33 protein-coding genes are annotated in these 26244 nt (G+C 39.9%); 28 read left to right on the forward strand and 5 right to left on the reverse strand.

Going from position 1 to position 26244, the window contains the following annotated elements:
- Positions 1-52: 52 nt before the first annotated feature.
- From LG307_RS04765 to LG307_RS04775, 3 genes are all read left to right on the forward strand, one after another.
- Positions 53-1432, forward strand: a complete 1380-nt coding sequence (locus tag LG307_RS04765; protein WP_404448610.1) for a PepSY-associated TM helix domain-containing protein — start codon at positions 53-55, stop codon at positions 1430-1432.
- A 19-nt stretch (positions 1433-1451) separates the two neighbouring features.
- The gene (locus tag LG307_RS04770; protein ID WP_404448612.1) at positions 1452-1925 is read left to right on the forward strand and encodes a FixH family protein; all 474 of its coding nucleotides are present in this window, start codon (positions 1452-1454) and stop codon (positions 1923-1925) included.
- A gap of 268 nt (positions 1926-2193) precedes the next feature.
- A complete protein-coding gene (locus tag LG307_RS04775; RefSeq protein WP_404448614.1) occupies positions 2194-2916 on the forward strand; it encodes a D-Ala-D-Ala carboxypeptidase family metallohydrolase in 723 nt (240 codons plus the stop codon).
- Positions 2917-2955: 39 nt separating this feature from the next.
- Here the strand turns inward: LG307_RS04775 and LG307_RS04780 are convergent, their stop codons facing one another.
- Together LG307_RS04780 and LG307_RS04785 are read right to left on the reverse strand one after the other, a co-directional pair.
- Positions 2956-3525 carry an MEDS domain-containing protein gene (locus LG307_RS04780; RefSeq protein WP_404448616.1) on the reverse strand — a complete coding sequence of 190 codons (570 nt, stop codon included), beginning with the start codon at positions 3523-3525 and terminating at the stop codon, positions 2956-2958.
- A gap of 200 nt (positions 3526-3725) precedes the next feature.
- Positions 3726-4298, reverse strand: coding sequence for an MEDS domain-containing protein (locus LG307_RS04785; RefSeq protein WP_404448617.1), 573 nt, complete (start codon positions 4296-4298; stop codon positions 3726-3728).
- Positions 4299-4461: 163 nt separating this feature from the next.
- Between LG307_RS04785 and LG307_RS04790 the strand changes: the two genes are divergently transcribed.
- The 11 genes from LG307_RS04790 to LG307_RS04840 all read left to right on the forward strand — a co-directional run bounded on the left by LG307_RS04790 (position 4462) and on the right by LG307_RS04840 (position 10913).
- Positions 4462-4740, forward strand: a complete 279-nt coding sequence (locus LG307_RS04790) for a hypothetical protein (protein ID WP_404448618.1) — start codon at positions 4462-4464, stop codon at positions 4738-4740.
- 18 nt (positions 4741-4758) lie between these two features.
- Complete coding sequence (locus LG307_RS04795) at positions 4759-4998, forward strand: hypothetical protein (RefSeq protein ID WP_404448619.1); 240 nt, start codon at positions 4759-4761, stop codon at positions 4996-4998.
- Between the two features lie 13 nt (positions 4999-5011).
- Complete coding sequence (locus tag LG307_RS04800) at positions 5012-5323, forward strand: hypothetical protein (RefSeq protein ID WP_404448621.1); 312 nt, start codon at positions 5012-5014, stop codon at positions 5321-5323.
- Positions 5324-5447: 124 nt separating this feature from the next.
- Positions 5448-6662, forward strand: a complete 1215-nt coding sequence (locus LG307_RS04805) for an MFS transporter (RefSeq protein ID WP_404450380.1) — start codon at positions 5448-5450, stop codon at positions 6660-6662.
- Positions 6663-6673: 11 nt separating this feature from the next.
- A complete protein-coding gene (locus LG307_RS04810; protein WP_404448622.1) occupies positions 6674-7225 on the forward strand; it encodes a histidine phosphatase family protein in 552 nt (183 codons plus the stop codon).
- 30 nt (positions 7226-7255) lie between these two features.
- A complete protein-coding gene (locus LG307_RS04815; RefSeq protein ID WP_404448624.1) occupies positions 7256-7777 on the forward strand; it encodes an alpha/beta fold hydrolase in 522 nt (173 codons plus the stop codon).
- A 478-nt stretch (positions 7778-8255) separates the two neighbouring features.
- Positions 8256-8678: an NUDIX hydrolase gene (locus LG307_RS04820; RefSeq protein ID WP_404448626.1), complete on the forward strand. Its 423-nt coding sequence runs from the start codon at positions 8256-8258 to the stop codon at positions 8676-8678.
- 21 nt (positions 8679-8699) lie between these two features.
- Entirely contained in the window at positions 8700-9482 is a 783-nt protein-coding gene (locus LG307_RS04825) for a phosphotransferase family protein (RefSeq protein ID WP_404448628.1), read from the forward strand.
- A gap of 15 nt (positions 9483-9497) precedes the next feature.
- The gene (locus LG307_RS04830) at positions 9498-10277 is read left to right on the forward strand and encodes a phosphotransferase (RefSeq protein ID WP_404448629.1); all 780 of its coding nucleotides are present in this window, start codon (positions 9498-9500) and stop codon (positions 10275-10277) included.
- On the forward strand, positions 10246-10692 hold the full coding sequence (locus LG307_RS04835) for an ASCH domain-containing protein (protein WP_404448631.1): 447 nt from the start codon (positions 10246-10248) through the stop codon (positions 10690-10692). Before LG307_RS04830 ends, LG307_RS04835 begins: the two co-directional genes overlap by 32 nt.
- Positions 10693-10712: 20 nt before the next feature.
- Positions 10713-10913: a hypothetical protein gene (locus tag LG307_RS04840; protein ID WP_404448633.1), complete on the forward strand. Its 201-nt coding sequence runs from the start codon at positions 10713-10715 to the stop codon at positions 10911-10913.
- A gap of 52 nt (positions 10914-10965) precedes the next feature.
- Here the strand turns inward: LG307_RS04840 and LG307_RS04845 are convergent, their stop codons facing one another.
- On the reverse strand, positions 10966-11613 hold the full coding sequence (locus LG307_RS04845) for an NlpC/P60 family protein (RefSeq protein ID WP_404448635.1): 648 nt from the start codon (positions 11611-11613) through the stop codon (positions 10966-10968).
- A gap of 168 nt (positions 11614-11781) precedes the next feature.
- Here LG307_RS04845 and LG307_RS04850 point away from each other — a divergent pair, with 168 nt between their 5' ends.
- The 7 genes from LG307_RS04850 (at position 11782) to LG307_RS04880 (ending at position 16319) form a co-directional block, all read left to right on the forward strand.
- Positions 11782-12297 carry a GNAT family N-acetyltransferase gene (locus LG307_RS04850; RefSeq protein WP_404448637.1) on the forward strand — a complete coding sequence of 172 codons (516 nt, stop codon included), beginning with the start codon at positions 11782-11784 and terminating at the stop codon, positions 12295-12297.
- A gap of 129 nt (positions 12298-12426) precedes the next feature.
- Positions 12427-13074: a 2OG-Fe(II) oxygenase gene (locus tag LG307_RS04855; RefSeq protein ID WP_404450381.1), complete on the forward strand. Its 648-nt coding sequence runs from the start codon at positions 12427-12429 to the stop codon at positions 13072-13074.
- A 438-nt stretch (positions 13075-13512) separates the two neighbouring features.
- Positions 13513-13974, forward strand: coding sequence for an NUDIX domain-containing protein (locus tag LG307_RS04860; RefSeq protein WP_404448638.1), 462 nt, complete (start codon positions 13513-13515; stop codon positions 13972-13974).
- Between the two features lie 2 nt (positions 13975-13976).
- Positions 13977-14441, forward strand: coding sequence for a hypothetical protein (locus LG307_RS04865; protein ID WP_404448640.1), 465 nt, complete (start codon positions 13977-13979; stop codon positions 14439-14441).
- Positions 14431-14862, forward strand: a complete 432-nt coding sequence (locus LG307_RS04870) for a nucleoside 2-deoxyribosyltransferase (RefSeq protein WP_404448642.1) — start codon at positions 14431-14433, stop codon at positions 14860-14862. The genes LG307_RS04865 and LG307_RS04870 overlap by 11 nt, the downstream gene beginning before the upstream one ends.
- Before the next feature lie 100 nt (positions 14863-14962).
- On the forward strand, positions 14963-15646 hold the full coding sequence (locus tag LG307_RS04875) for an SGNH/GDSL hydrolase family protein (RefSeq protein WP_404448644.1): 684 nt from the start codon (positions 14963-14965) through the stop codon (positions 15644-15646).
- A 76-nt stretch (positions 15647-15722) separates the two neighbouring features.
- Complete coding sequence (locus tag LG307_RS04880) at positions 15723-16319, forward strand: YdhK family protein (RefSeq protein WP_404448646.1); 597 nt, start codon at positions 15723-15725, stop codon at positions 16317-16319.
- A 26-nt stretch (positions 16320-16345) separates the two neighbouring features.
- Here the strand turns inward: LG307_RS04880 and LG307_RS04885 are convergent, their stop codons facing one another.
- Positions 16346-16861, reverse strand: coding sequence for a ferric reductase-like transmembrane domain-containing protein (locus LG307_RS04885; protein WP_404448648.1), 516 nt, complete (start codon positions 16859-16861; stop codon positions 16346-16348).
- 594 nt (positions 16862-17455) lie between these two features.
- On the opposite strand from LG307_RS04885, the gene LG307_RS04890 reads away from it, so the two are divergent.
- Positions 17456-21529 carry a S8 family serine peptidase gene (locus tag LG307_RS04890; RefSeq protein ID WP_404448650.1) on the forward strand — a complete coding sequence of 1358 codons (4074 nt, stop codon included), beginning with the start codon at positions 17456-17458 and terminating at the stop codon, positions 21527-21529.
- 138 nt (positions 21530-21667) lie between these two features.
- Complete coding sequence (locus LG307_RS04895; protein ID WP_404448652.1) at positions 21668-22087, forward strand: VOC family protein; 420 nt, start codon at positions 21668-21670, stop codon at positions 22085-22087.
- Between the two features lie 4 nt (positions 22088-22091).
- Here the strand turns inward: LG307_RS04895 and LG307_RS04900 are convergent, their stop codons facing one another.
- On the reverse strand, positions 22092-22367 hold the full coding sequence (locus tag LG307_RS04900) for a hypothetical protein (RefSeq protein ID WP_404448654.1): 276 nt from the start codon (positions 22365-22367) through the stop codon (positions 22092-22094).
- Positions 22368-22499: 132 nt separating this feature from the next.
- Here LG307_RS04900 and LG307_RS04905 point away from each other — a divergent pair, with 132 nt between their 5' ends.
- The 5 genes from LG307_RS04905 to LG307_RS04925 all read left to right on the forward strand — a co-directional run bounded on the left by LG307_RS04905 (position 22500) and on the right by LG307_RS04925 (position 25905).
- The gene (locus LG307_RS04905; RefSeq protein ID WP_404448656.1) at positions 22500-23075 is read left to right on the forward strand and encodes a DUF4256 domain-containing protein; all 576 of its coding nucleotides are present in this window, start codon (positions 22500-22502) and stop codon (positions 23073-23075) included.
- A gap of 142 nt (positions 23076-23217) precedes the next feature.
- A complete protein-coding gene (locus tag LG307_RS04910) occupies positions 23218-24513 on the forward strand; it encodes a DUF2268 domain-containing protein (protein ID WP_404448658.1) in 1296 nt (431 codons plus the stop codon).
- A 134-nt stretch (positions 24514-24647) separates the two neighbouring features.
- Positions 24648-24830 carry a DUF4083 domain-containing protein gene (locus LG307_RS04915; protein WP_404448660.1) on the forward strand — a complete coding sequence of 61 codons (183 nt, stop codon included), beginning with the start codon at positions 24648-24650 and terminating at the stop codon, positions 24828-24830.
- A 20-nt stretch (positions 24831-24850) separates the two neighbouring features.
- Complete coding sequence (locus tag LG307_RS04920) at positions 24851-25348, forward strand: GNAT family N-acetyltransferase (RefSeq protein WP_404448662.1); 498 nt, start codon at positions 24851-24853, stop codon at positions 25346-25348.
- Positions 25349-25479: 131 nt separating this feature from the next.
- Complete coding sequence (locus LG307_RS04925) at positions 25480-25905, forward strand: hypothetical protein (protein WP_404448664.1); 426 nt, start codon at positions 25480-25482, stop codon at positions 25903-25905.
- Positions 25906-26244 lie beyond the last annotated feature (339 nt).

Raw genomic sequence — 26244 nt, forward strand, 5'->3', positions numbered from 1 at the left:
AATTGACCATCAGAATATAAGCATACGAAGATAAAGTTGAAGGAGTATGCTTATGGAAAATACAACCAAGCAAGAAAAGGGTAAAAATCAGACCAGAAATGGCCTCTACCAAACCATGTGGAGATGGCACTTTTACGCTGGGATTATTTTTGCTCCTTTTTTAATTATTTTGGCATTCAGTGGAGCCGTTTACTTATTTAAGCCTCAGATTGAATCTTATATCTATAAGGATTTTTATTTTGTGGAAGAAACAAGCGCAGCAACTTTGTCTGTCAATGCGCAGGCCGAACAGGTAAAGGAAGAATATCCGAGTGCCTCTCTTACCGCAGTGTCGGTTTTTGATGACGAGGAACGTACTACCAAGTTTGCAACTATGCAGGACGGTAAAGCTGTCAGTGTTTATGTAGATCCATACACAGGAAAAGTGTTGGGGGATATGCCTGTTGAAGAAGAACTGATGACCATCTTCATGAAACTGCATAGCGAACTGATTGTCGGCGGGACGGCTGCCAACCGCTTAGTGGAACTTGCAGCTTGTTGGGCTATCATTCTAATTTTAACCGGACTGTATATTTGGTGGCCGCGCAACCGTGCCTCCATTTGGGGGACGGTTCTTCCAAGAGTAAGAAGCAAAGGCCGGGTGTTCTGGCGTGACATGCATGCGGTACCAGCATTCTGGCTGTCCCTTGGGCTTTTGATGTTGATTTTGACTGGACTGCCATGGTCCGGTGTGATGGGAGAGCAAATTAACCGGGTGGCAACTGCGACGAATACCGGTTATCCAGCATTCTCTTTTAGCTTTGGACCTAAGCCTGAATCGGTAGCGGTGACAAAGGATGTTGCCGAAGATGTCCCTTGGGCTTCTGAAAATGTTCCAGTACCTGCATCAGTAAATAATCAATATGTCCCTTTGACTCTCAATGACGCAACGGGCATTGCAGAAATGAAAGATATCCAAAAGCCGTATACCATTTCCATGCCACAAGGGGAAACGGGAGTGTTCACTATTGCTACCTCTCACTCCAGACCATTTGATAATGCTACGCTGCATGTGGATCAATATAGTGGAGCTGTGCTGACAGATGTCAGGTATGAAGATTATGGATTTATGGGGAAAGCAATCACGCTTGGAATCGCCCTTCATGAAGGGAAATTATTTGGTTTGGCGAATCAACTGCTTGGGTTGCTACTTTGTATAGGTTTGATAGGAATGATGGTAAGCTCTCTTATTATGTGGAGAAAAAGAAAACCTGAGAATGGGTTAGGTGCTCCAGGTCGAAATGTAGATATCAAGATTAAAAGGGCCGTTACCATAATTATGTTGCTTCTTGGACTTATCATGCCATTGGTCGGGATCTCCATCATTGTGGTGCTCTTATTAGATAAGCTTGTATTTGTAAGAATAAAACGTTTAAAAGCCTGGTTAGGGTAAGAAAGGTGTCGTGGTAGAAATGAAGAAATTACTGCTGATTGTTGTTCCGGCTTTATTATTGATGGTAGGGTGTACAAGTGCCCCTGAAGAAGAAACTTCGTTGGAAATCGTGGAGGTTACAATGGAACTTCCAGAGAACGTGAAAGAAGAAGCGGAAGTTGTGGTCAAGACCCTTGTAACCCAAGGGGAGGAAAAAGTGGAAGATGCCAAAGAAGTGCAGATAGAGATTTGGAATGTGGAAAAAGGGAAAGAAAACAGTGTCCTGCTTGATGCAGAGCATATGGGTGATGGCGTTTATGAAGTGAAGCACTCCTTTGATGAAAAGGGAGTATATCGAGTTCAGTCTCATGTAACTGCACGTGATATGCATGTGATGCCTACTAAGCAAATGGTCGTTGGCGATATGAGTCAGGATGAAATCGACACTATTTTGGAAAGTGAAGTAGAAGAGGAAGAACATGATGATAGTGGGGACAGTGGACATCATCATTAAAGGAATCGAGGGGACAGGCACGTTGACCCACATTAAAAATGTGGGTCGCGGTGCCTGTCCCCTAAATTTTTTTCCATTCTTGTAGGAATAATTGAATTCTTTTCAAGAGAAATACTTTACTATGTTAATAGAACATAGTGAAGGAGGACAACTTACATATCTAATATTTAATATTAATCTCTAATCCTAGCAATCAATCGTTGTCGTAGCTGCTGTTTGATTTGAACAAGTCATTCAAAAAATTATTGTGGTTGGGAGAGATGGAAAGATGGTTAAAGCGTATCAGAAGATGTTGGCTTTTAGTTTCACTTTGATGCTTGGGATGGTTTTGTCTTTGGTCGCAGCGGAAGAGGCGTCTGCTTATAACTGGACTAGGACCTTAAGTGAGGGTTCAAGTGGTGGGGATGTAAGAGAGTTGCAGATTCGGGTAGCAGGCTGGGCAGCTGATTCACCGCAACAGACAGTCGTAAGTGTAGATGGTCAGTTCGGAGCGGGAACAAAGGCGGCAGTCATCCGATTTCAGCGTGCTTACGGGTTGCCGGCGGATGGAGTAGTAGGACCACAGACACAAGCAAAGTTAAATGAATTAGAATCACCAAATGGAACAAAACACTTCAGTTACAGCGAATTTTATTCTAAAGACGGAAGCGGGTTTAATGGCGGTAATGTTTCGGCAGCAACTGTGCAAGAGAATGTGCGTCGTATGATGTACAAGCTTGAGGCGATCCGCGTGAAAATTGGAAACCGTCCAATGAATGTCAACTCCGGTTTTAGAAGCATCTCTCACAACCGCAATGTCGGCGGAGCTTCCAACAGCCAGCACACTTATGGGATTGCGGCAGACATCAGCGTATCTGGTGTGAGTACTACCACTGTTCGCAATGCTGCGAAAAGTTCAGGGTTTAGTGGGATCTACAGCGAAGGCAGCTTTACCCATATGGATAGCCGGGTTGAGTATCCTTATGGCACACAGTCTTGGTGGTGGGAATAAGAAAAAAGGGAGCTTATCAAAAGGATAAGCTTCTTTCTTTTACCCTTTTATAGTTGATTGATAGGCTTCTGATACTAACAATTGATCTTCTACCAGAATATAGGGGTGAGTTTCTAATAGAATTTTTCTAAGATAATCCGGCATTTTGGCGCCCTCATAAGCACAGACCAATGGAAAATCCAGTTCGTTAACGGCTTCATCCACTATGCGTTCAAGATCCTCAATAATATGCAACGGGCCCTCCATCGTTGCCCACTCTACATGTGCCCACGAGCGGAACAGCAGCTTTTCCTCAACCAATGGCTGAACGGTCTCGGTAAAGTAGTTATATATTGCAGGGGGATGATAACTTCCACTAGAAAAATAGAAATCAAAATTGTTAACCCATATAACTAACTTCATTTGTTCCTCTGATAAACGAGTGATCAGCTTCTTATAAAGCGTTTTGTAAATTCTTTGATTCTCAATCAAAATAACATATTCTCCAGCGGATACTCCTGATTGGACAAAATCTACTAGCTTTTCTATGTATTGCTCATTAACATCATAGGAATAAAGAACATGGATATTTCTTTCCTCTGTAAACAAATCATTCATTCTGCTTTTCAAGTGAATCACCCCTTCATCATTTTTTTCTGTCTTTCTATTATTTTACTAGAAATCCTTTAGAAAAGCGATGAACGAAAGAAAAGGGTTGTATGTTGTACAAGCTTGAGGTGATCGCATACGGTACACAGTTTTGGTGGTGGGAATAATTCTAAAAATATATGAAAAGAGCGTATATCCATAAATCGGATATACGTTCTTTTTTACTCTACATCTACAAGCGGTTTGTATTGTTCTGATGTAATGAAACCTTCTTCTAATAAAATATATGGGTGAGTTTCGTATAGTATGGTTTGAAGTTGTTTTGGCATTTGCTCTGCTTCGTATGCACAGATTAAAGGGAAAGACAGACTTTTTACTTTTTCATCTGCAGTTCGCTCGATGTCTTCTATTAAGTGAAGTGGATCGCCTACAGAAGGCCACTCTACATGTGCCCATGTTCGAAAAGAGAGGTTTTTATCCAAATAGGGTTGTACCATTCTGTTGAAATAATCTAATATTGCGGGAGGTTGATAGCTACCGTTTTTAAAATAGAAATCAAAGTTGTTCACCCGATGAATAAATTTAAGCTGCCCAGCGGTTAAACGGCTACTCAATTCTCTATGAATCATACGATAATTACGCTCATTTTCAATGAGAATGACGTTTTCTTCGTCCATTATGCCATTTATCACAAAATCTACAACTGTATTTATGTAATTTTTCAATCCAACATAAGGATAGAGTACATGGATACTTCGACGTTCCTCAAACAGTTGATACATTTTGCTATGCAAGTAAATCACTCCTTAGGATGGCAGCATCTATTAATATATTTATCTTACTTGAAAATTGAATAGAAAGCGAAAAATAATTGTAAATATAAGAGAAGGAAATACAACCCACTTTATGGAAATGTATAAAGTATTATTTTAATGGCTGAAAAAGGAGGAAACATTTATGCCAGTTGCAGTTTTAGTATTGATTTTGTCATTAGTTATTGGTGTCGTACTAAGCCGTAAATATGATGATAAAGCTTTAATCATTTGGGGAATTATCACGATGCTCTCCATTGCTCCATTTTTCAGCTGGATTGTTGCAATGCTTGTTGCGGTAAGTGTAGGGGATGGATTTGCAGGGGTTGCGGTTATGTGGTTAATGGTTCCAATCTTATTTTTAATAGGAGTAGGGATGTTAGGTGCTGGGGTGTACAAGAAGGTGACAGGGGAGAACTTATAGGGGGAATGGAGATGAAAAATGAAAAACATCGATAAAAGAAACCGTTTGGATGAATCACCTTTTAGCTACCGCATATCCAAAGACAATACCGTCTTCCTGGATTATGAAAATCGACAAGTGAAAATTCTAAAAGGAAAAGAAGCGAATAAATTTCTTGAGCGGATGGAAGCTGCAGAGGATGATAAAGCAGAGCAATTGATCATGGCAAAAATAACTGGGAATTTTAAAAGAGGCAATGAGAGAAGCGTAAGAGAATGAGCTACAGAGGGGGATGTGTGTCATAAAGACCAAATCCATTATAAGTAGAGTTTCATTGGGCATCGGCTACTTACTAGTCGCACTTTTCATTCTTGAAATCATCGGAGAATTTTCATCTACCATAGATGGTGTTTATTATACTCTTGGAATCCCATGGAGATATCCGATGTTTATTGCGATTATATCATTTGCAATTGCTCTCTTTCTAGATAATGGGACGAGAAAGTATGGAATGATTGGTTTTATCATTCTTGGCTTAATATTTTTATTTATCGCAGTGATGATTGTCGTCGCGATTGTAGTCATGGGGATAGCAGGGGGATAACCCTTAAATCCCGGAACTTTTTTCTGAATAGTATGATATAGTAATATTTGTAAAGAGAAAAGCGGCATCGGGAGCAGTTCCGATGCTTTTCTTTTATGTGTTGAAAAAAGAAAAGGGTGGTCACATGTCTTCTTGGAAGTACCCCTTCTTATTGATTGCCGGAATTGGCATTTCTCATTTGGGGAGCTGGATTTACTTAATTGCACTAAATTTATCGATATTAAATATGACGGGTTCTGCAGCGGCGGTTGCGGGATTATACATAATCAGGCCTATCGCCATTTTACTAACCAATACGTGGGCGGGAAGTGTCATTGATAGGGTTAATAAAAGGAAGCTGATGATTTGGGTGGATGTTGCCCGTGGAGGACTAGTATTTCTCATCCCATTCATTGATTCACTCTGGGTAATATACGTTTTACTGCTAGTCATTAATATGGTCGGGGCATTTTTCGGACCAAGTTCTTCTGTATACATAACGAAACTTATACCGGTCAGTGAACGTAAAAGATTTAACTCGTTTATGAGCATGACGAGCTCTGGTGCGTTCCTTTTAGGTCCGGCAATTGCCGGTTTCCTCATCATGTATGTGAGTACAGACATATGTATTTTGATTAACGCAGTGACGTTTTTAGCATGTGCATTCTTTATTTTCTTGCTGCCGGATGTGGATGAGAAGGCTGAAAGAGTTCGGGAACCTATCCGACTGCAAACCCTATTGGGAGATTGGAACGTAGTCAAAGGTTTCACTAAGAGTGCAAGATTTTTCATCACTGTCTATCTCTTGTTTCAATTCGCGATGCTACTTGGATTCGCATTGGATTCGCAAGAGGTGACGTTCATCAAACAAGTCTTGGAGTTGTCCGATAAAGATTACGGGTTAATCGTAAGTTTAACGGGTCTCGGGGCCTTGGGCGGTGCGTTCGTTTCAGCTTTGGTGGCAAAAAGAGTGTCACTAAAGGTTTACTTAGGAGTCGGAATGCTGCTGACCTCTGTCGGATATGTAGCCTTTTATGCATCCTACGACTTTTTTACCGCAACGACTGCATTTGTTTTCCTTGGCTTTTTCATGGCATTTGCCAATGCAGGGTACGCAACATTTTTCCAAAACACTGTCCCTGTCAATATCATGGGGAGATTCGCTAGTATAACGGAAATGTTCCAAGGGCTAGTGCAGATTGCGCTAACTCTACTACTTGGCTTTGCAGCTGAGGTGTTCTCCCTGCAGTTTGTTTGTCTTATATTTTCGTGTGTTTCTACTTTGTTTGCTATAGGATTGTTAATTACCATTTTTAGACCATCGAAAGCAAGCTATTTTAGGGAAGAGGTATCTGTTTAAGGGGGATTATATTGACTAATTTGTATTTCATTAGACATGCGCATTCGACTTACACACCTGATGAATTAGAGCGACCATTATCTGAAAAAGGAAAAAAGGATGCCGAGAGAATTCTGGCTTTGATCCAACCAGACAGTATCAATGTCGTGGTTTCTAGCCCTTATAAAAGGGCAGTTCAAACTGTAGAAGGTGTGGCACAACAGTATAATCTGGAAATTAAAATTTTTGAAGAATTGAAAGAACGAACGTTGACAAATAAGCCTGCTCAAGATTTCACAGCGGCCATCACAAAAGTCTGGGAGGAGCCAAACTTCGCATGGGAGGGCGGTGAATCCAATATGGAGGCGCAGGCAAGAGGTGTGAGCGTCATTCTGCACCTATTGCAAAAGTACGAAGGAAAAAACGTGGTGATCGGCACACACGGAAACATCATGGTATTAATCATGAATCATTTTGACAAGCGGTTTGATTTTTCGTTTTGGAATGGGTTGGATATGCCTGATATCTATAAGTTAACGTTTGCCGGAGATGTGTTGGTTGGGGTAAGACGGTTGTGGGACTAAACAGCAAATCGAGCAAGGTGTGGGGGATAAATGTTTTTACATGCAGCGGTTGTTGGAAATGGTGAACCAATCGTATTTTTGCATACAGGTTTGCAGACGGGGATGACTGATTTTGAAGAACAACGGCTATATTTCGAGTCGGGGTATAAAGTGATTTTGCCAGACTTGAGGGGGCATGGGAAATCGGTGTCCAAAGAGCTCTCTAATTATTATGAAGATAGCGCGTCTGATCTAAATGATACGCTGGCTCATTTAGGAGTGGAATCTGCTTATATCGTTGGCTGTTCCATCGGTGCACTGGTAGGGCTGTTTTTCGCGAAAAGATTTCCTGAGAAAGTGAAGACTTTTACTCTTTCTGGGTTGATGCCGGAGAAACCTGCTAATTGGTCAGAGATACATGGGGTTATGGTGGAACAGCAAAATGCACTTTTAGAAAATGATCAAATTACAGCATACTTTGATCAGCTTCATGGGGATGGTTGGAGGGAGTTTAGTTTATCAAATTGTATGCGGAAGAAGATTCCTATCTCTTTGGAGAAACATCTGATTTGAGTGGGCTAGAGATGCCAACTTTGTTCAGGTAGGAGAGGAAAACGCGATTGAAGCGAAGGGTGCCGTCAAGGTCTATGGGTTAAGTAAGCTTTTCCACGTATCAGTCATACCGTTTGCCGGACACCTGGTTCATTCCGAGCAGCCGGAGCTCTATAACCAGACATTGAACGGGTTTTTGGAGAAATATAGTGTGGTTGGCGTAGATAAGTAGCCTTTAAGCGGAAGGAGAATACCTCCTCCTGATGAGGCAGCAGGGTGCTAGGGTGATATATCAAGAAATCTGGAAATATATCAATAATTTTCGAGATATATCAATAAAATTCAGGATATATCAAGAAATTCAGAGATATATCAAGAATTCTAGGGATTTATCAATAAATCAGCCAAGAGGGTGTGAAAAATTGAAAAAATCTGTCGCAGGGCCATCAGGGAAAGATAACAGTTAATTCAATAACGATACAACAAGGAGGAATAACCAATGGTACAAACAGAAAGAGTGACACCCAAACACATCATTTCGGCTGCGACGGTTGTTTTGAATGACAAGAATGAAGTCCTATTGATTAAAGGTCCACGCCGTGGATGGGAGATGCCTGGCGGACAAGTGGAAGAAGGAGAGTCTTTAAAGGATGCTTCTATCAGGGAAACGAAGGAGGAATCCGGAATCGATGTGGAAATCGTGAAGTTTTGTGGAGTTTTTCAGAATGTTAATGGCTCCATCTGCAACACGTTGTTCTTAGCAAAACCGATTGGAGGGACACCAACTACTTCACCGGAGAGTTTGGAAGTTGGTTTTTACCCTATAGAGCAGGCGCTAAAAATGGTCAGTTACAAGAATTTTAGGGAGCGGATTGAATATTGTTTAAAGGAAGAAATGATTCCTTTTTATATTGAGTTTTAACATCATATTGGAGTGATTGTCATGCAACCCATTAATCTTCAAGAAATACCAACAGAAATTAAAAATTATATTAACATACAATCTATCGCTTTCCCTCGTCAAGGTTGTACTTCGGATGTAGGCATCATCACTAGTGATCAAGGATGTTTTGCTCTTAAACGAACCAAAAAGCCACAGTTCAACGCTTGGCTAAAGAAAGAGATAATGGTTCTACGATGCTTGAAAAAGGAAACTTCATTGCTGGTTCCAAGGGTTGAAAAATTTGTTGAGCTAGAGGGTCAGTCTTGGGCGTTACTTGAGTATCTGGAAGGGGAAACGGTCAGGGCTGCGTTAACTAAAACCCATAATAAACGTATGCGGGAGGAAATATTAGTTAACTTCGGAAAAATAGTGTCTGATATCCATGCTACACCGTGTCCGGAAACCTTAAAGAACAAGAAAATTTGGTTGGGTGATATGCTCGATCAAGCAGTATACAATCTGCAAAACTACGAGGTGGATGGTTCGGAAGACTTGCTGGAACAAATCAAGAAAAACCGACCTAGTAATAGAAAACAAACCCTTATCCACGGTGACTTAACAATTGATAATGTACTAGTACATTACGGCGTGGTTACTGGAATTATTGATTGGAGCGGTGGAGCTTTTGGTGATCCCAGATACGATGTTTCTTTGGCTATTCGTCCAAAAAAAGCTGTATTTGACTGGGAAGGGGATAAGGTAAGTTTCTTTAAAGGCTATGGAGAATGCATCCTGACTGAAGGAGACTACAACTATTTTCTCGATTTATATGAGTACTTTTAAAAGGGGATGTGTGCAATGGACATTGGGGAGCCTATAGCTTCTGGAAATACTGCTAATATCTATTTGTATGAAAATCAAATCATCAAAGTTTTTAAAGAACATCTACCAAGTACGGAGCCAAACTATGAAGCACAAAAGCAAAGGTTTGCCTTTGAAAGTAATCTACGCGTCCCTAACATTCTGGATGTCAAAAAAGTGAATGGGAAACAGTCCATCATCATGGAATATGTGAAAGGAAAAACACTTGGTGAACTCGTGGCAGATAACATGGAGCAGTTAGAATTTTTTTTGGAAATGTCCATTGATATTCAGATGGATATCCATACGGTGCTTGCGGAGACGTTAGAGCCTATGCATGCAAGACTCCAACGGAAAATAGAGGCTGTTAAAGGATTGGATGAGAAAATAAAGATGTCGTTAGTAAAAAAATTATCTTTGATGACCGTTGAAAACAAGCTATGCCATGGGGATTTCCACTTTTATAACTTGATAAAATCAGGTGATGAGGTGTTCATCATTGATTGGGTTGATGCAAGTGCAGGTGATCCGCGGGCAGACGTTTGCCGTACATACATACTTTACACCCAAGTTTCAACGGATATAGCGGAGTTGTATTTGAAACTATATTGCGAGAAAAGTGGGTGTAGTCGAAAGGAAATACTCGAATGGGCACCAATCATTGCGGCAGCAAGACTTTCTGAAAATGTTGCAACAGAAGATTCGCATAGGTTAATGAAATACATAGTAATGGAGGAGCATAAGCATGAATCAAGCATCTTTAGAGTACTGGAATAATTATTGGAGTGGTCAAGAAATGCCGGAAAGAGTGACCGCATGGCAGTTCGGTGGTAGTCCGGACTATTTGGCACAATTAGTGATAGATGGGGTGAAAAAAGCAACCTGTTCTGGATATGTTTTTTATGAAGTGGAAAAGGAACCTCTACCTACAACAGAGGACTACAGTGTTGTTCTGAATAGTAAAGACGAACCTGTTGCCATTATTAAAACGGTGGATGTACAGATTATGCCGATGAACGAAGTGCCCGAGGAATTTGCGATTTCAGAAGGAGAAGGGGACCGTACATATCAATATTGGTGGAATGTTCATGTGGAATTCTTTACGAAAGAATTGCGTGAGATAGGGAGAGAGTATTCCGAGGATATGCTTTTGGTTTGTGAAAGGTTTGAATTGGTGGATGTTAAGAAATAAGCAAATAAGGTGGTGTTTATATGGATGTCAAATATTATTGCGACGGTGAATTAATTTATGAAACTCACACATCTGACTTGAGCGGACTTATGATGGCAATTGAAAAATCAAACAGCATTCATTTTGAAAACGATGCCTATACCTTTGACGCTTTTTTCTTGAATCATTATGAACAAGAGGGAATCTGGTATGAAGAACTGGTAGTTTATTTGGTGAAATGATAAATGAAAACACACGAGTTAGCAACCTCGTGTGTTCCACTCTTGCTTATCGTTAGTAACTTTTTGCACCAATGTATTTGTCCTTCCAGTAGGAACTTCCAATCTCGCTAATTTTCACACCTTCCGTTGATGATGCGTGGATGAATTCCCCGCCACCGATGTACAGGCCTGCATGGCTTGGTCCGTTTCCTTCTATATCAAAGAATACAATGTCCCCGACAGCTGGTGACTCTACTTGCGTTCCTTCTGCATAGATGTCTTTAACCGTTCGCGGAAGATCTTTATTTTCTGCTTCATCAAAAATATAGTTTAAGTATCCGCTGCAGTCAAAGCCTTCTTCAGGTGTCTCTCCACCCCACTGATAAGGCGTACCGTCATACTTCTTCGCAACTTCAACGATATCTGATTCGTTACTTTCAATACCTAGGGCTTCAAATGTTTCCTCTCCGGCAATTCCATTCGCCGTAATTCCATTATCAGCTTGAAACTTTTTCACGGCATCTGTTGTATATTCACCATAATATGTAGTGGTTTCTGAATAGCCGAAATACCCTTTATCATCCAAAATTTGTTGTAGTTCTTTTACATCCTCATGATACATTCCAGGTTCGAGCGTCTGATCTCCAAGCTCCGCATGACCTATCACCGGATTGAATGCCAATACACCTGCTAAAGCTAATCCTGCTGTTAATCGTTTCAAACTATCATCCCCTTATCTAGGTAATCTGACCTGTCCAATACTAACAGTCGGAGATGACAGCGAGATTTTAAGGTAGTTACACTGGGATAACATTTTGTGGCAAGATAAATAGTAGATTCTTAGTATTGTAATATTTACGACCATAATAATTTTAAAGGAGGTGTCTCAATGAAAAAGGTCTACGAAACAGAGAGGTTATACTTAAGAGTGCTAGAAGTAGCAGATGTAAAACCGCTTCAACGTATTTGGGGAAATCAAGAAGTAATGGGACTATGTGCAGGTGCAACAGCTCACGAAAAGCTTCCCAAGATAGTAGAATACTATGAAAAATGCCACGATGAAAAAGGCTTGTCGGTTTATGCAGTGGTTGAGAAGACCTCTGGAAATGTCATCGGGACTGCTGGTTTCAATGTGGAAGATACACTTGAAAAAGTCGAACTCATTTATCATTTTGCCAATGATACTTGGGGGAAGGGATATGCCTCGGAAGCCGCTTTAGCATGTGTGGAAGTGGCAAAAGCAAAGAAAACGGTAAGCCGTTTGTTTGCTTCTGCAGATCCAGCCAATAAAGGCTCACTAAGAATACTCGAGAAAATTGGATTTGAATTTAAAGGTTTGAAATGGTTTGAAGATACTAATCAAGAAGAACCGTATTATGAATTGGATGTGGAACAATCTTGGTAATAGATGGACAGATAAAAAGATAGTATTGTACCTCTTTACAGTGTAAAATTATTTTACTAGCGAGTATAAGTACCCTTTAAATTTTCAGAATATTAATAACACTATAAAAGAGGTTGATGTTAGTTGACGATGGATATGACAGGTTTGACTGTTAAAGAACAGACTATTTTTCCTCATGTTGGCAATAAGATAAAAACAGAAGATAGAGAGATAGCGATCATAGCACGACTGGAAGAGCCCCTAGTGGTTGTGCTTGCTAATGTTCTTAGCGATGAAGAATGCGACGCGCTGATTCAATTGTCAAAGGATAAGATGAAGCGTTCGAAAGTTGCAAATGGAGTGGAAGTGGACGCGATCAGGACAAGCAGCAGTACATTCTTTCAAGAAGGCGAAAATGAGCTGGTAGCTAGGATTGAAAAAAGAGTTTCGCAGATTATGAATGTGCCAGTGGAACACGGCGAAGGCTTGCAAATCCTGAACTATCAGGTAGGACAGGAATACAAGGCACACTTTGATTTCTTTAAGTCTTCAAACAAACCAGTAACTAATCCGCGAATTAGTACACTTGTTATGTACCTAAATGATGTGGAAGAAGGTGGGGAAACATATTTTCCCAAGCTGAAATTATCTGTCTCTCCACAAAAAGGTATGGCAGTTTATTTTGAGTATTTTTATGATGATCAAGAACTGAATGAATTGACCTTACACGGCGGTTCTCCTGTTGTGGTGGGGGATAAATGGGCGGCAACGCAATGGATGAGACGGAAGAAATACTAAATTTTGATGGCGCTGATCTCTTTGGGGGGTTGGCGTTTCTTAATTATGAAATTATTTAATGCAAGAGTACTACATATATCGGTGTACAATTAACTAAAAAATAGTCCAAATAAAAATACTGTCGGAAAGTCCCCTAATACTGTCCAAAACTCACCAAATACTGTCGGAAATTTTAAAATACTGTCCAAAACATCTTGATTACTGTCGGAACACACTTCAATACTAGCGGTTCGACAAATCTACCTAAATTCCGACACTCCTCCTCAGAAACTTATCCCCCGACCTATACGACATATACATAAGTAGTGGATTACATAAAACACCTAAGATCAATAGTAGGCAACGAAAAAGTAATTATGGTGATTTAGAGTATTCATCGATGACCTTCTGACAAAACAGAGCCGCCCTATTGTTAAATAAAGGAGAGCTGCAAACAAAATGCCTATTTCAGATTACTACCGAAAGTTACGTGAAAGAGTGGGGACCGACCTTCTGCTTATCCCGAGTGTTGCAGCAGTCATTAGAAATGAAGAATTGAAAATATTATTACAATATCCTAAGAACAGTGAGTACTGGAGTTTGCCAGCGGGTGCCATTGAACCAGGAGAATCTCCAGCTGAAGCAGTAGTGAGGGAAGTATGGGAAGAGTCAGGCCTGACAATAAAGCCGATCAACATCTTAGGTGTTTTTGGTGGAAAGGAATTTCGTCACACTTACGCGAATGGTGATCAAGTGGAATACCAAGTAACAGTATATGAGTGCAAAATAGTCAGTGGTATCTTGGAAGCGGTGGATGGAGAGTCGGAGATATTAAAGTATTTTGAAGAAGACAACATTCCAAAACTCGCGTTGCCGTATCCAGATTGGGTATTTAAATCAAACTCAGAACGGGGGTGTTAGTGTTGAAAAAAAATGCGTCTTTATTTTGGATTTGCATGGTTTTTACTTTATTGCTAGTTGCGTGTTCTATTGAGGAACGGAAAACGAATGTTGTGAACGAGGATATAAAAAAAGCTGTAATATATGACGTAGAAGAAGTAATTGACAAAATTGTGATTAATGAGATGGAGAGCTTCTCAGTAGTGAAAGTCGATTCGGAAAAGGCGCTGACAAATCAAGAGGATATAAATATTATTCAAGATGCTTTCTTGAATGCAAGCAAAGAACCTGGAGTAGCTGATATGTCAGATCCTCACTATAAATTAATAGTGGGTGCAAATACATACTACCTCTGGTTTCACGAATCCTCAGGAACAATTATGAACAAGAAGGATACCCATGTCATATATTCTCTTTCCGAGGAAGCAGCACAAGAAGTATATAAATTATTGGGTAGTATGTACGGGGTGAATAACAATGACCAATAAATTCTACATAGCCTCAAGCTTCACTAATACAGATAAGGTACGAGAAGTAAGTAACCTACTCAAAAACAAAGGCTTCATCCAAACCTATGATTGGACCCAAAACGAACGCGCCGCCACTTTAGAAGATCTAAAAGAAATCGGCGAGAAGGAACTTATTGCCGTGTTAGAGGCGGATTTTCTAATTGTCTTACTGCCCGCCGGAAAAGGCAGCCATATAGAATTCGGGATTGCCCTTGGTCAAGGAAAGAAAATATTTTTGTTTTCCGAGAATGAGGATATAGATAACTTTAAGACGACCAGCACTTTTTATTATTTAGGCAACGTAGAGAAGATTATGGGAACGATTGATGAACTTGTGGGGTGCGTGGTTTTTCAAAAGCAAAAGCATTGGGAATTGTGCAGCCGAGAAATGGTAGAATAGTTGTTAATTGGCGGAATCTAGTGGCAGCTTTTGTGCTGCAGACCGTACTGAAATTAGCTATTCTAGATCAACTGTAACAATGGGAGGACGGGACGACACTATGAAAATCGCATGCATCGGTGATAGCTTAACGGAAGGCAGACCAGGCGTTTCCTTCTTTAACATATTAAAAAAGAAATACCCAAATATAAAATTCGCCAACCTAGGTAAGGCCGGTGAAACGGTCAAGAGTTTACATACAAGGCTAAGCAAAAATAAATTAGAACAAGATTGTGACCTTGCCTTCCTCTGGATTGGGGTCAACGATATCTATTCGAAACTATTGAAAGTCCAGGCTCAGCCAATCACCAGAAATTCAGAAGAGTTCCGGGAGTACTTTGAACAAGTGCTAGAGTTAGTCTTGCAATCTTCTAAAGAGGTGGTGGTCGTGTCTCCTGCATTGATCGGGGACCATATCAATGCTTCCAATAGGGGATTGCTCAACCTTTCCATCATTATGGAAGAAATTTCAAAAGAGCATAAACAAGTAAAATTTATAGATTTGCATCGAGTATTTACGGAGAAGTTAGAAACACTACAAACGACAGATTACCTTAGTACAGGTGTAGGTAGATTAGTAAAGGATGTCTTCTTCTACAGAAGTCCGAAGCGGGTGGACCGCTTGGCAGCAGAACGAGGGTTGCGTCTTACAATAGATGGTGTGCATTTAAATAGCAATGGTGCGAAGATTGTAGTGGATGAATATGGGAAGGTTATCGATCAGATCATCTCTAAGGTTAAGTAACTGGGTGTGCTTTCTTCATATTTTCTGCAAACTTTTTGGGTACACTGTGAATATAGAACTCAAAGGAGGTTATTGCATGAAAAAAAGAAAGCTAATGGGGGCACTGACCATGGCAGCGGCCATCACATTATCCGGCTGTGCAGCAGGGGAAAATGAAGAGGCGGCGCCAAACAATAATCAAGCAAATAATGCCGAAGAAGAATCCCACGATGGTGGTCACGGTGATCACGCTGGCATGGATATGTCCGGTTCAGGTGAGGTTCCTGAAGGGTTGAAAGAAAAAGAAAATCCAACTTTTGAAGTAGGCAGCACTGCTACCATTACAGATCCTCACATGCCTGGTATGGAAGGTGCGGAGGCAACCATTGTGGGGGCCTATGACACAACAGTCTACTCCATTTCTTATGATCCGACAGGTGGCGGGGAACGAGTGGAGGATCATAAGTGGATTATTCATGAGGAAGTAAAGGATGCTCAAGAAGAGCTATATGAAGTTGGCGATGAAGTAGAAGTGGACGCTGATCATATGGAGGGCATGCAAGGAGCTACGGCAACCATCGACTCTGCGGAAGAAACCACTGTTTATATGGTGGACTTTACCCTCACTGACAGCGGAGAAGAAGTGACGAATCATAAATGGGTGACCGAGAGTGAGTTGTCGAAAGAAGAATAGGAAGTAAGAAAGCTTGAAGAGGTCTATTAATCGGCCTTTTTCAAGCTTTTTCTTTTGACGGCTTTAAGAAAAGCAGAGACTCGTAAGATGAATATGAAAACGATCATGACAATAAAAGGACCTTTAAACCAATTAGGATTCTCTGGTTCGTGGAAAAAAAGAAAATAGAGTGTGTGCAAGATAACCAGGGTATATAATACAGTGGTTTTCTGCTGGAGGTATTTCCATGATTTTTTCCCAAGAAGTTTGATACTCCAGTCATTAGAAGTGACTGTCAGCATTAAGTAATAGATTAGAGCTAAGATGCCGATCATATTGGCAAGTGCAAAACCGGGGTGCAGAATCCAAGGCTGTCCCGGTGGGGTGAAAATGAAGAATAAACGCTCAAGGTTCCATTCAACCCAGCCATCCAAGATGACGATTGTGTGCAATAAAGCATAAATGGCAGACCAGATCCCCAAGGTTCTTCTCCAGACAATCTGCTTTTGCAAAGGCTTATAAAAATAGGAAAGAGGCCCCATTAACAATACGATGCCAAGCATAAATAGAGAAATATCCGCAAATGCTCTATTCCATGAATGAAGAGGATCCAAATCATTTCTTGTTTGAACTAAGATAAGACAGACAATCTACAAGGAAATCCCTATAGTGGTATGTTGTCTAATTAATCTAACAGATGCAGTCATCATTTTTCCACCACCCAATTTTCTATGCTTATTACTGATCATTCCATCTATACCCCACTCCCCAGATGGTCTCAAGGTACTTATCTACTTCAAACCCAGAGTTCCGAACTCTTCGGTAGCACAAAGTCTGCACGCTTCCGCACATTTTTGGCAGTGGTCAAACCCCAACTGAAAATAGGGATATAGGCTGTATTTTGCTATTAAGTTTAAAGGTTTCATGTAAAAAGTTCCATCATATTTAATTTTCATGAAGCTAAAATAGGTCAAAAGTACAACTGTAGCTGTAGGAAATACCCCAATCTACCTTTCCACCTTTCTATGCTAGAATATCCTTGAAATAGACATATCTAAATATTCAAAATTCAAATAGAGAGGATAAAATCGGATATTTACTAGCTTCACATAGCACATCACTTATTCATTATTAGGTAGAAAGTAGGGGGAGATTACATGGTTACAACGATAAAAAAAGTAACATTCGTGCTCTTAGCTATACTAGTATTATTTTCACCTTTTCATTCTGTTCTTCCTGTAAATGCAGTTGATAAAGAATTGGATGCAAAGAATATGCTTTCTTCTTTAACAACAGAGCAACGAAAGGCGCTACATCAACTTGAAACAACTGAACAAACAGGCTTGCACCTAGATTCTACTCTAGATTTAAACGGGGATGAATCCCTGAAAGTTATTGTACAGTTTAAGGAACTTCCAGCTGAAACAGCAGTGAAGGCGAGTGGAAGAACTTTAGATTTTGCTACTGCAAAAAAGAATGTTGAGGCTGCCCATGCCCAATTTAAGAAAGATGTTGAAGCTATACAGAATAAAGCAAAGAACAAGTCTACTAATCTAATTATTCGTCATGAATTTAAACATGCCTTTAATGGGGTATCCATGGAAGTTCCAGCTGATCAAGTGGAAGCCTTAATGGAATCTCAAGCAGTAAAGGCCATTTGGAGTGATAAGGAAATACAAGTCATTTCTCCAATTGAAGAAGAAAAAAATGTGGAAGAATTGATCACTGCTTCTTCATCTCAAACTTTACACGAAAACGGCTTTACCGGTGAAGGAGTCAAAGTAGCCGTAATCGACACAGGAATAGATTACAATCATCCAGATTTGAAAGATGCATATAAAGGTGGATACGATTTCGTAGATAATGATGACGATCCAATGGAGACCACTTACGAGGATTGGAAGCAATCAGGCAAAGCGGAAGTTTATGCGGGGAATACCTATTATACCGCTCATGGTACACATGTCGCAGGAATCATTGCTGGTCAAGGCACCAATGAAACAGAATACGCCGTATCGGGAATAGCACCTGATGTAGATTTATACGGATATCGTGTCCTAGGTCCATATGGAACGGGCATGTCTAGTCATATTATCGCGGCAATTGATCGGGCAGTTCAAGATGAGATGGATATTATTAATCTATCACTAGGAGCAAGCATTAATGATCCTTATTTTCCGACATCCATTGCAGTGAATAATGCGGTACTTGCAGGGGTAACTTCAGTAGTTGCTGCAGGGAACTCTGGAAGCGAGATGAGAACACTAGGTTCACCTGGTACCTCTACTTTAGCGATTACAGTAGGAGCAAACAACACATCTATCACCGTCCCAACATTCGCCGGATCTATTGCTGGCTCAAATGATCTTCAAGTGGAATTACGCTTAATGGCCTTAAACATCCAGGATCCTGTTGACCTATTAGAAGGGGAAAACCTGTCCATCGTGGATGTAGGATTAGGACAGCCTGGTGATTATGTAGGGGAAAACGTAGAGGGCAAGACCGTTCTAATTTCTAGAGGTATCACCTCTTTTGATCAGAAGATAACACTTGCAAAAAATAAAGGAGCAAAAGCGGTTCTTTTATATAATAACGACGAAAGTCAAGGGCACATCCCGCATTATTTAGGGGAGACCGTCCAATATATCCCAACCTTCTCCCTCACAAAAGATGAAGGGGAAGCGGTTAAAAACATGCTCTCTATTCAGGAATTAACCATCACCTTTAACCGTGCTGGAGATTTCACATTGGAAGGCGGGTATTTAACCGATTTCAGTTCCCGTGGTCCGTCCAGATTGAATTATGAAATCAAACCGGAAGTGACGGCTCCTGGTGAGCAGATTCTTTCTACAGTCCCGGCTTATACTAATGGGAAAGATTACTTGGAAAACTATGAACTGGCATATAAGCGTTACTCCGGCACATCAATGGCTTCTCCTTATGTGGCAGGTGTAGCAGCGCTTTTATTAGAAAAAAATAAGGAATATACACCTGAACAAATCAAAACTATTTTAATGAACACAGCAGATCCGCTAAACGAGGAATACAGTGTGTTTGAAGCTGGTAGTGGACAGGTAAACCCTCTTAAAGCATTAAACACTAAAGGAGAAATTTTGGTGGATAACCCGGCTATTTCTATTTTGCACGGAGAAGAAACAGAAATCCGTTCTAAATCAGGGGCACTTAATTTCGGTCCATTGTTACTAGAGGGAACAAATGGTTCTATATCGCGGGATGTATCGATTAAGAACAATGATAATAAGCCAAAAACTTTCGATTTGAAGGCAGAATTTCAAGTAGGGATACAAGGTTCTAAGGATGCAAAAGCGAACAAAGTAGTTTTACAACACGACAAGGTAGTGACCATTCCAGGGGGGAAAATCAAAAACACAACATTAAAAATGAATGTTCCTGCTAATGCTGAACCGGGTGCATATGAAGGATATGTAACATTGGAAAACAAGAAAGACTCCAATGAAAAATACCGTATTCCGTTTGCCCTTGTTGTAGTGGAAGAAGGAATTCATTACATGAAAACCGATCCAAAAGCCATCACAAGGAACTTTGAATTCTTTTACCCTTTTGTTACCTACACAACAGGAGTGTCTTTCCGTACCAAGTCTCTAATAAATACACTAGACTTTATCTTGCTTGACGGGAAAACAGAAGAAGAAATAGGATTCTTGGGGCAACTAACATCTTCAGGTATTTTGGAAGAAACCGATTATTATGTTTCTAATGTATTTGATGGTAGGTACTTCCCATTTACCGGAAATCCAGAGGACCCAATCTCCTCTGAAAGAGTTTATGTAAATCATGGACCGGGGCATTACAAAGTGAAAATGATCGCAACGGATAAGAACGGGAAGACATATACCCTGACAGATCATACCTTTATTGATTATACGGGACCTGAATTTAAAACTGACATAGAAGAAGGTGTCATTGAATATGAAGCAGGAGCAACTTCCTATGTATTAAAAGGTAGTCTTATTGATCAAACTTATGAGTCTTATAAAGCATTAGGAGTAGAAATTGATCAATCACAAAACTTCATTATGGAGAAAAACAATAGCACATCTTTCACTAATGGTTTCTATGTAAATCCAGATGGTAGCTTTGAATACTCGATGCCCATTAATCCTTCCCTAAAGAGTTCAAAAGTTGAATTCCAAGGGTACAATTCTGCAGGCGTAGGCGGAGATATTAAATCCTTCACTTTAGTGGAAAAAGGTACTCCATATATGTATGGTTCATTAGCTGAAAAGCAAGTTAAAAGTGGAAATACTGTGGTGATGACCCTAAACGCTAACACTGTATCGGATGCAAAAGCATTTAACACAAGCTTTAACTTTGACAACAGATACATTGAAATACTCGATGTAAAAGTACATGAAGAACTTCAAGCTCTTGGAGAAACAGACATTTCTACATCAATTTCGGCAGTAAATTCGACCACTTCCAGATTGGGAGTCAATATTGAATTGTCAGAGGGGAATTTCTCAGGTGATACTGCTGTAGCAGAGCTGACAATCAAGGTAAAAGATGAAAACTATGTTCTGTATACATTCTTTAACAATAATCAAGCAACTTATAAGAATCAAGAGGAGCAATCCATAAACATGGCTTCTGCAATTGATCATGTTCGGGTTAAACCAAGCTACTCCAAAATTACAGGTAGTATTGCAGCGCCAAAATCGCTTCAACGTGAAGGCAGACCGGTTTGGAAACCTGGATTAAATGCTTCTAACATTGGAGCGGAAGTATATGTGCTTGATCAAGATGGTAATAGATATGATGCGACTATTAATATCTACAGTCAACAATTCGTAGAGCAGTTGCCTCTTACTTTGAACGACATGAAATTGGTAGCAAAAATCCCAGGGCACTTCACATCCTATCGCAACTTCCGAGTAGGATTCCCGGATGACGAAGGAAATATTGTAGGTCAAACACATTCAGGGATGAGCGTAGGAGAGCTTACCCCAGGAGATGTTAATGCTGATGGGGTAATCGATGTTCATGACGCACTTTTAATAGAAGAACATTGGGGCACCACATATCGCGCTGCTGATATTAACTTTGACCAAGTTGTGAATGCTACAGACCTGCAGTTTGTAGTGGACAATTATATGAAAGTTAATGAATCGGCAAGTGAGACACCTGTACCATCTAAAGAACACAATGGAAGAACGATAGAAGATATATTAGAAGCATTGGCTTCAAATTAAATTAATCAAAAGGGCTGTAGATGAAAACAATCTGCAGCCCTTTTTTTACTATGTGTGGAAAAGATGGATTGTTTTTGTTGTTTAATTTTGAAATAATCAGAACTATAGAAGGTCAGGAGTGAATAAAGGGGGAGTAAAATGACCGAGAAATTATGGAGAGTGGGGACGACATACATTCCCGTAGCAGATGTTAAAGCTTCTGCTGAATGGTATACAAGCAATTTGGGAGCGGAATTGAACTACCAAGATCAGGACAAAGCAATTATTAACCTTGCAGAGCAAAGTCTGTTTCTTGTAAAAGCGAAAGAAGGTCAAACCTCGAATTTTATAGATACCAATGGACAGGTGCGTTTCTCTTTAACTTTTGAAGTAGATGGTTTAAGCGCACTTGAGAGGATGCACCATGATTTTGTTAAGCAAGGAATCAAGGTAGGGGAAATAGAAAACAGAGGCCACAAGGGAAGAAACTTTGTGTTTGAAGATCTAGATGGGAATAAATTTGATGTGTGGAGCGAGCTGAGTATGAAGTTTAAAGAGAGATATTTTAACAGACTGTAACGGTTTAAGACATTTTTTCTAACGGTTTTAATAGCATGGAGTAGATTAATTTTACAAGTAGCAAAGAAAGTCTGGGTTCTTGAAATGTGTGCAATAAAGTTGGGTCATTCCAAATTGCTTTTAAGGCATCTGTAATAATACGCTCTGCTTCCTCGGCTGATGTGACCTGGAAACGAACCGTTTGGTAAAGTAATATTTCATATTGGTCATAGAATACTTCAAACCCAGATTGGTCTTTGGCGATAATAATGTCAAATAGCTGTTGCTTGTTTATTTTCATAGATAACTCCTATACTATTTAATATAGTACATTTATACCACTTTTAATAAATGGACAAACGAAACAATGTGCTTGGATGTGCTATAGCGCAAAAGTACTCCTATACCAATTTTAAACAAGGAGCGGACCAATATGACAAATAATACTACCAGCGAAAAGAGTCTATCACCAGAACAAGTAGAAGAATTAATATCTGTTTTAAAGAAGAGGTTTGAGAAAAACATGCAACGTCATGAGGAGCTTGAGTGGGATAAAGTTCAGGTGAAATTGGAAAGTAACGCACAGAAACTTTGGTCACTCTCCGAAATGGAACGTACCGAAGGGGAACCAGATGTCATTGGCTATGATAAAGGGACAGATGAGTACCTATTTTGCGATTGTTCAAAAGAGAGTCCAAAGGGCCGCAGAAGTGTGTGTTACGATCGCGCAGCACTTGAGGCAAGAAAAAAGTTTAAGCCTGATAATAGTGCAGTGGATATGGCAACGGAATTGGGTATTGAAATGTTGACAGAAGAACAGTATCGAGAGTTGCAAAAGCTTGGAGAATTCGATTTGAAAACATCCAGCTGGGTGCAAACTCCTGTTGAGATTAGACAGCTTGGCGGTGCATTGTTCTGCGATCGTCGTTTTAATCACGTGTTCGTGTACCATAATGGAGCTGACTCTTACTATGGTGCACGGGGTTTCCGTGGGATGCTAAGGGTATAAATTAAAACGTTATTTTAAATAGACGGAGAAGATGAAATTCTTCTGCGTCTTTTTTAATTAAAATTGAAAACCTTTCCATTTTTAAAACGTATATAGACAAGAGTGAATAAACAATTAATAGTAAGGAGGCATTACATATTAATTGAAAACATTAGTCAGCAAGATATTAATAGTAGTAAGTGTACCCTTACTTTTCGTCCTTTGGTTTCACCACCATAAAGTAATAGATGGGGACTATACTAAACTAACAATTAAAATGCCAAATGAAGGCGTGGCTGTCATTGATGAAAAGGAACGGATTGAAGAAATTATTAATGCTATTAATCAAGGTCCACGAAACTTCGGTGCAGAAAAACCTTGGTACAACCATGAACTTGCTAGTCTTATTTTCGAAAACGAAAGTGGAGATAGCAAGGCGCTTCATTATATAACAGAGAACCAAAATATAAAAATAAGATTTGGTGAGATTGAAACGGATCTAGTGTTTGGGAAAGAGGACTTTCAAGAGAGTGAAAATGTATCAGCAACCGTGAGTGAGGAAGTTCAAGAAAAAGTGATATTAGAACATGGAACCGTGGAAACATATAACATCAATGGCCAAACGTTTGAAATTATTCCATATCACCAACCTTATCTAGACTTCATGGAAGAGCTTGAAGCAACAAAAGGTGATCGGGAGAAGCTGTTCTCAGCCCGTGTCGTCAAGCCTTTTAGTAAAGAAATCTATGGATATGAATATTATGGTGAAGGCGATTCCTTCTACATCCCTCCAGTGAATACCGATATACTTAGAGAAATGATTGTACAGCTGGATGATCAGTATGAGGAGATTAGTAGTTTCATAAAAGAGGGGTTAGCGGACTCCACAGCTTTACTGACCGGCAGCGAAAAGGTCAGAATCTATCTTCAACCACACAGTCCTGATTTTAATTACTTAGAGATGGGTGGGGTTGTGGCATTTGCTGCAGATAAGGATGTAATGGTTCTGCAAATCGATCCGCGGAAGTATACGGAAAGGAGCATTAAACAAACCATTGCACATGAGTTTCATCATGTAGTGACTATGGAAGTTTCCGACTGGTCCTATCGAAAGCAACATCTCTTGGACAGGGTGATCATGGAAGGAAAGGCGGACACCTTTGGAAAATTGGTGTATGAAGACTATGATGTGGCATGGATAGAACCTCTGAATCCTGAAGCGACCAACAAAGTTTGGAGCTTCGTCACGGAAAATATGGATTCTTATGACATGGAGACTGTGACCAAGCTACATATGGGACGTCCTTCATCAGGCATTCCAAAGTGGTCTAACTATAGAATTGGTTTTCGGATTATGGAAGATTTCTTGGAGGGCAATCCAGACGTTACTCTAGAGGAGTGGACCGAGATGAGAGCGGATGAGATTTTGGAGTTAAGTGGATTTGGCGTGGGGGACTAGACTGAGGGATACTTTGTGGATGTGATCAAGACCCGAAGTGTTGAATGAAAGGGAGAACGGTAGGAGAGAGGGCTTCTCTCCGCCTGAATCATCCCTATGAAAGCGAAAACGGTAACAGAAGGAGGGGAATCCAAATGGGCGATGCGATTTTTCAATTAGTGGTTTTCGGACTTCTAATACTTGGGAGTATTTCTTTCACTCTATTCATTAGAAGACTGCTGGTTAATGTATCTTATAAAAACCAAAGACTAAACAATATCGAGCAAAAGCTAGACATTATCATTGAGAAAATTGAGAAAGAAAATTCATCAAATTAAATTCAAAGGAGAGCGCAACTATGATAATAAGACAATTAACCCCAACGGATGCAGAAAACTATAGATCTATTAGGTTGGAGGCATTGAAAAATAAACCGGAAGCATTCAGCTCCAGTTACGAAGATGAAGTAGAGTTTTCTGTTGAAAAATACAGAGGTAGATTTAACAATGACCACACCTACACCTTTGGAGCTTTTGAAGGAGAAGATTTGGTCGGTACAGTAACTTTAATTTGTGAAACGCGAAAGAAAATTAGGCATAGATCCACTATAGTAGCAATGTATGTGAAGCCTGATCAACGAAAATCAGGTGTTGGAAAGGCACTTATGAACATGGCGATAAACAAGGCAAAAGAATTAGAGAAGATTGAACAAATCTATCTCGCAGTGACAGTGGGCAATGATCCTGCAAAACGGTTATATACATCCTTGGGGTTTATTACATATGGAGTAGATAGAAAAAGCTTGAAGATAGATGGTACCTATTTTGATGAGGAATTAATGGTGTTAATGTTATAAAAACGATTAAATGGAACTTGTCTCCCCAAGAGATGAGTTCTTTTGTTTTTAAACAAAATATCTTTATTGATAATCAATAAATTAGGTGGTATTATACTGTTAATTAATGGTTATAAAATGGAGGGTTAAGGATGAAAAAGATACTGCTAATTTCAATGGTTTTTATGATATTGCTTTCAGGATGCATTAGGTATGCAAGAGCTGATATTCCTGCTGAAGGTACTTTTCATCTGGCCCTTATCAATAACACAAATATAGATATCTATGGATATGAGGTAAGTTATTTTCAAGATGGAACACCCAGAGGGGGAAGCGGGGGAGGTCAGTATGCAGACAATTCGAAGATAAAGAAGGGGGAAACGTTTACGTTGGAGTTTGATCATGTCAACTTTCTTCCAGATAAAGAGGTAATCTTTGAGATTAGCATTTTTACAAATGTGAATCAAATGGAGAAAGTGACACTGAAATCGCCTGTAATCACTATGATTTCTTCCATGGAGAGTACATACTATCTTAATCTTACAGGAAATAGTGTTGGTGATTTGGAAGTGAATTAAGGAGGAATTGTATTGGTCTATTTACTGTGACAAAGTAACGGGCATTAGCTATGGGTATGCATTTGATAGATTGAAATGGATTAAGTAGAGCCATTTTAGATTAAGTTGAAGTTTATCAGTCTGGAGAGCTGTAAGGCCGCATTTATTGTCTAATAGAAGGGCTCTATTCCCCCGAAGACCGGAAAGCCCCCATAGAATTGTCTAATAGAAGGGCTCTATTCCCCCGAAGACCAGAAAGCTGCCATTGAATTGTCTAATAGAAGGGCTCTAATCTCACGAAGAACAGAAAGCCCCCATTAAATTGTCTAATAGAAGGGCTCTATTCCCCCAAAGAGTGGA

The organism is Sutcliffiella horikoshii, assembly GCF_044809035.1.
GTDB lineage: Bacteria > Bacillota > Bacilli > Bacillales > Bacillaceae_I > Sutcliffiella_A > Sutcliffiella_A horikoshii_G.

Coding starts and splice junctions, on each gene's coding strand:
- LG307_RS04765 (WP_404448610.1), top strand. CDS start 53: ATGGAAAATACAACCAAGCAAGAAAAGGGTAAAAATCAGACCAGAAAT.
- LG307_RS04770 (WP_404448612.1), top strand. CDS start 1,452: ATGAAGAAATTACTGCTGATTGTTGTTCCGGCTTTATTATTGATGGTA.
- LG307_RS04775 (WP_404448614.1), top strand. CDS start 2,194: ATGGTTAAAGCGTATCAGAAGATGTTGGCTTTTAGTTTCACTTTGATG.
- LG307_RS04790 (WP_404448618.1), top strand. CDS start 4,462: ATGCCAGTTGCAGTTTTAGTATTGATTTTGTCATTAGTTATTGGTGTC.
- LG307_RS04795 (WP_404448619.1), top strand. CDS start 4,759: ATGAAAAACATCGATAAAAGAAACCGTTTGGATGAATCACCTTTTAGC.
- LG307_RS04800 (WP_404448621.1), top strand. CDS start 5,012: ATGTGTGTCATAAAGACCAAATCCATTATAAGTAGAGTTTCATTGGGC.
- LG307_RS04805 (WP_404450380.1), top strand. CDS start 5,448: ATGTCTTCTTGGAAGTACCCCTTCTTATTGATTGCCGGAATTGGCATT.
- LG307_RS04815 (WP_404448624.1), top strand. CDS start 7,256: ATGTTTTTACATGCAGCGGTTGTTGGAAATGGTGAACCAATCGTATTT.
- LG307_RS04820 (WP_404448626.1), top strand. CDS start 8,256: ATGGTACAAACAGAAAGAGTGACACCCAAACACATCATTTCGGCTGCG.
- LG307_RS04825 (WP_404448628.1), top strand. CDS start 8,700: ATGCAACCCATTAATCTTCAAGAAATACCAACAGAAATTAAAAATTAT.
- LG307_RS04830 (WP_404448629.1), top strand. CDS start 9,498: ATGGACATTGGGGAGCCTATAGCTTCTGGAAATACTGCTAATATCTAT.
- LG307_RS04835 (WP_404448631.1), top strand. CDS start 10,246: ATGAATCAAGCATCTTTAGAGTACTGGAATAATTATTGGAGTGGTCAA.
- LG307_RS04840 (WP_404448633.1), top strand. CDS start 10,713: ATGGATGTCAAATATTATTGCGACGGTGAATTAATTTATGAAACTCAC.
- LG307_RS04850 (WP_404448637.1), top strand. CDS start 11,782: ATGAAAAAGGTCTACGAAACAGAGAGGTTATACTTAAGAGTGCTAGAA.
- LG307_RS04855 (WP_404450381.1), top strand. CDS start 12,427: ATGGATATGACAGGTTTGACTGTTAAAGAACAGACTATTTTTCCTCAT.
- LG307_RS04860 (WP_404448638.1), top strand. CDS start 13,513: ATGCCTATTTCAGATTACTACCGAAAGTTACGTGAAAGAGTGGGGACC.
- LG307_RS04870 (WP_404448642.1), top strand. CDS start 14,431: ATGACCAATAAATTCTACATAGCCTCAAGCTTCACTAATACAGATAAG.
- LG307_RS04875 (WP_404448644.1), top strand. CDS start 14,963: ATGAAAATCGCATGCATCGGTGATAGCTTAACGGAAGGCAGACCAGGC.
- LG307_RS04880 (WP_404448646.1), top strand. CDS start 15,723: ATGAAAAAAAGAAAGCTAATGGGGGCACTGACCATGGCAGCGGCCATC.
- LG307_RS04885 (WP_404448648.1), bottom strand. CDS start 16,861: ATGCTTGGCATCGTATTGTTAATGGGGCCTCTTTCCTATTTTTATAAG.
- LG307_RS04890 (WP_404448650.1), top strand. CDS start 17,456: ATGGTTACAACGATAAAAAAAGTAACATTCGTGCTCTTAGCTATACTA.
- LG307_RS04895 (WP_404448652.1), top strand. CDS start 21,668: ATGACCGAGAAATTATGGAGAGTGGGGACGACATACATTCCCGTAGCA.
- LG307_RS04900 (WP_404448654.1), bottom strand. CDS start 22,367: ATGAAAATAAACAAGCAACAGCTATTTGACATTATTATCGCCAAAGAC.
- LG307_RS04905 (WP_404448656.1), top strand. CDS start 22,500: ATGACAAATAATACTACCAGCGAAAAGAGTCTATCACCAGAACAAGTA.
- LG307_RS04915 (WP_404448660.1), top strand. CDS start 24,648: ATGGGCGATGCGATTTTTCAATTAGTGGTTTTCGGACTTCTAATACTT.
- LG307_RS04920 (WP_404448662.1), top strand. CDS start 24,851: ATGATAATAAGACAATTAACCCCAACGGATGCAGAAAACTATAGATCT.
- LG307_RS04925 (WP_404448664.1), top strand. CDS start 25,480: ATGAAAAAGATACTGCTAATTTCAATGGTTTTTATGATATTGCTTTCA.